The 3,147-nt window shown below is 64.9% G+C and carries 4 protein-coding genes and 1 pseudogene; 2 read left to right on the top strand and 3 right to left on the bottom strand.

The features are described 5' to 3' along the window. Positions 1-512, top strand: a pseudogene (locus tag AB0N14_RS39685) (transposase); the annotation flags it as partial. Positions 513-721: 209 nt separating this feature from the next. Continuing rightward, positions 722-1,075, top strand: coding sequence for a hypothetical protein (locus tag AB0N14_RS39680; RefSeq protein WP_366030550.1), 354 nt, complete (start codon positions 722-724; stop codon positions 1,073-1,075). 294 nt (positions 1,076-1,369) lie between these two features. On the opposite strand, the gene AB0N14_RS39675 is transcribed toward AB0N14_RS39680, so the two are convergent. The 3 genes from AB0N14_RS39675 to AB0N14_RS39665 all read right to left on the bottom strand — a co-directional run bounded on the left by AB0N14_RS39675 (position 1,370) and on the right by AB0N14_RS39665 (position 3,081). Next, positions 1,370-1,759: an SMI1/KNR4 family protein gene (locus tag AB0N14_RS39675; RefSeq protein ID WP_366030549.1), complete on the bottom strand. Its 390-nt coding sequence runs from the start codon at positions 1,757-1,759 to the stop codon at positions 1,370-1,372. 196 nt (positions 1,760-1,955) lie between these two features. After that, positions 1,956-2,408, bottom strand: a complete 453-nt coding sequence (locus tag AB0N14_RS39670; protein ID WP_366030547.1) for a hypothetical protein — start codon at positions 2,406-2,408, stop codon at positions 1,956-1,958. A gap of 337 nt (positions 2,409-2,745) precedes the next feature. After that, positions 2,746-3,081: an integrase core domain-containing protein gene (locus tag AB0N14_RS39665; protein WP_366030546.1), complete on the bottom strand. Its 336-nt coding sequence runs from the start codon at positions 3,079-3,081 to the stop codon at positions 2,746-2,748. Between the last annotated feature and the right edge of the window lie 66 nt (positions 3,082-3,147).

Genomic DNA, 3,147 nt, shown 5'->3' with positions numbered 1-3,147 from the left:
GCGACAAGCTGGCTGGGGTGTTGTCCACCAAGCCCGGCCTGAAACGGTTCTTGCGCACCACCCCGAGCGGGCTGCTGCGGGTGGACAAGAAGAAGATCGCCTCCGAGGCCAACCTCGACGGGAAGTACCTCCTGCGCTCCTCGGATCCGAAACTGTCGGCCGAGGACATCGCGCTGGGTTACAAACAGCTCCTGGAAGTCGAGCGCGGCTGGCGCGATATGAAGCAAATTCTCGATCTCCGCCCCGTTTACCACCGCCGCGAGGACCGCATCCGCGCCCACGTCCTGCTGTGCTGGCTCGCCCTGCTGTTGATCCGCGTCGCCGAGACCTCCACCGGCCAGACCTGGAACCGCCTGCGCGCCGAACTCCAGCGCCTGCACGCGGTCACCTACACCGGCCCGGCCGGCACCTTCCGCCAGTCCACCGACCTGACCAAGCCCCAGCGCGACATCTTCACCGCCCTGAACGTCACCCCGCCCAAGAAGATCATCGATCTGACCGCAGGCCGCTGACCAGGCACTATCCCCCCGCCTAGTGACACGCCATCTCGGCGTGCTCACAGGCGTTTCCGCAGGTCAACCCACGTTTTCGTTCCCTAGTCGACACCGCTAACTGTGGAACTCAGATACCAGGGCCCGGAGGGACGCTACCGGGCGCGGGCGATTGCTGGGGTTGTTGCGGTACCCGGCTGCTGTACCGCAGGATCCTGGTGGGGGTGACCATGGAACGGCATGTGCTGGAAAAGCTGTTGTCTGGTGACGACGAGGCGTCCGCGGCTGCTCTGGCCGCCCTCCGCAGCGGCGCCACCTACAGCGTGTGGGATACGACGCATCCCGCAGAGCAGCATGCCGGGGTCTTTGCACGCCGACTTCGGCGCATGCGGCTGCGCGGAGTCGAACCTCTTGGGCTGGAACGAATGGTGCAGCTCCTCCGCGAGCATGGCCGGCCGGTGTGCGGAGGGCTGATCAATTCTGTCGATCAGAAATGGACCTTCCTGTGTTACTTCACCGAAGACGGCAGCGCACTGGTGGCCTGCGCCCGCCTGCAGCGCTGGGTCGAGCAATCACCGCTTTAGGAGTGAGGTTGGGCGATCATGGGTGTGACCTGCGGATTCCCGACCTTGCGGTGAAGTCTGGCCGAGCCGCCCTGCGCACTGGGGTTCCCCGTGAGTCCCCCTCCGTTCTGGCACGAGAGTGGCACGATCCGGGGACCGTGTCCGGCCCCTCGATGCGAACTACCGGCGTCGCGGTCGCTGACGTCTCCTCGCCCGGTCATCTGGATGGCCAGGTGCGCTGACGGTCATCGCCGGTTTACTTGGTTGCTGTACTTCACTGCTGTACCGCGCGGGCGCTGTTGGCCGCGAAGTGGTTCAGTCCTCGTCGCCCCAGATCCACCCGGTCTCGGGGAACTGGTCCAGGAAGACGGTCAGGGACGGTGCCTGTGGGACGGCCGCTGACCAGTCGCTGGCAGCTGTGTCCAGCAGAACAAGCGGGGGCGGGCTTTGCCGGAAGTCGTAGGTCAGCAGTTCGCGGGCACCGTCGCCACCGATGACCAGGCTGCCGGGGAATCGTTCCTGGAACTCCCCGGCCTCATTGATGTCGATCAGCTCGTCAGCGGAGTCCAGCATGAGGTAGTCGTCGGCCGGTGGCACGAACTGGCTCATGCTGGTTTGCGACCTGAGGAAGAGCCGGTAGTCCTCCGGCAGCTGCACGCCAAAACGGCGTTCCACCTGCTCTATCTGTTCATCGATCGCAGTCATGAGACCTCGCTGCCGGCGTATAGGTCGGTGGAGCGGCTTTGGGCTGGAGTTTCAATGGACCAGTCAAGCGCCGCCGTGTGGGGGTCCTGGAGCACCAGTTTGGAAGATCGCTACGCGGATGGCGCCTGGCCTGAGAAGCCGCTGACCTGCGGTGCCTTACAGGATTCCCCCGTGGTTCAAGGAGCGTTCCACTGCGTCAGTACCAGCGGACCTGGCCAGCCGCACCCTGCCCGATACGGGCAGCATGGCGGAGAACGCGTAGTGGGCCGTCAAGGAGTTCATCGACGTCATGGTCCGGATCGTCGCCCAAGCCGGTCATCCAGGCATGGATTCGCTCGACCGCGTCCCGCCGCTGGGTTCCGGTCAAGGTGAGGGCTTCCTCCGCCGCGGGGAGTTGGGCGCGGACCTGTGCGGCGTCGAGTAGGAAGTCCCCAAACCAGCCCGGTAGTCGCAACACCGCATCGGGACCGAGCGCGTACGCCAAGGCCGAGAACGGGCTGGCCTTGCGTGCCACGGCCGCGAACAGGCCCTCGTCTCCCTCGGGCGGGAACTGGTCCATGACGGCGTCGCGTAGCGCCTCCACCGGATCGGAGTCGTCATAGCAGCTGTCGAAGAATGCGCTCAGCCGGAAGGCGTCCTCGTCTGCCACCCAACTGTCAGCAGTTGTCTTGGACGAGGTGAACAGAGACGCCCGTGCCTTGCTCCGCCACCAAGCCAACCCTCTAGTCACATCAGCGTGCGTTGACGTCGGTGGCGACGGCGAGGTCTGAACCGCGGCGGACAGTAGATTCTTTATCCGCTCGTCAGGCACCGCCCCGACGACCCACACACCCATGACACTCACACCACGCCCCCCGCCCTGGTCCGCCCCCAGCACCCGATCATGCACCACTCGACGCGCATCGATCCCGCATGGCCACTGCCGATGGCGAAAAGCCTAGGTCGGCGGAACGACTTGTCAAGCCCTGGGTTTCGTGGAGACTGAGTTAGCTGGCTTTCTGGAGTGACGCAGGAGGTTCGGCCGCGAGGTAGTGGGCGGCCTCTTGTTCGGCTCGGGTGATGTGGCCGAGTTCGCCGTGGAGGCGGCGCTGGTTGAACCAGTCGATGTACTCGGCGACCGCGACCTCGACGTCGTTGATGCCGGTCCAGGGTCCCTTGTTGCGGATCAGCTCGGCCTTGAACAGGCTGTTGAACGCCTCGGCCAGGGCGTTGTCGTACGAGTCGCCCTTGGAGCCGACCGAGGCCACGGCGGCCTCAAGTTCGAGACGTTCGGTGTAGCGCAGAGCTCGGTATTGACCGGGTTCAACCAGTGGATGCAACACCGGCTTATGTGATCGATAGTAGATGGTCGTTGAGAGCTTCGGCGGGTGTCTTCCAACCGAGGCTCT

Source organism: Streptomyces sp. NPDC051104 (assembly GCF_040682835.1).
Classification (GTDB): domain Bacteria; phylum Actinomycetota; class Actinomycetes; order Streptomycetales; family Streptomycetaceae; genus Streptomyces; species Streptomyces cynarae.
The sequence above is the reverse complement of the archived record's forward strand: the minus strand, read 5'-3'. Positions and strand labels throughout refer to the sequence as shown.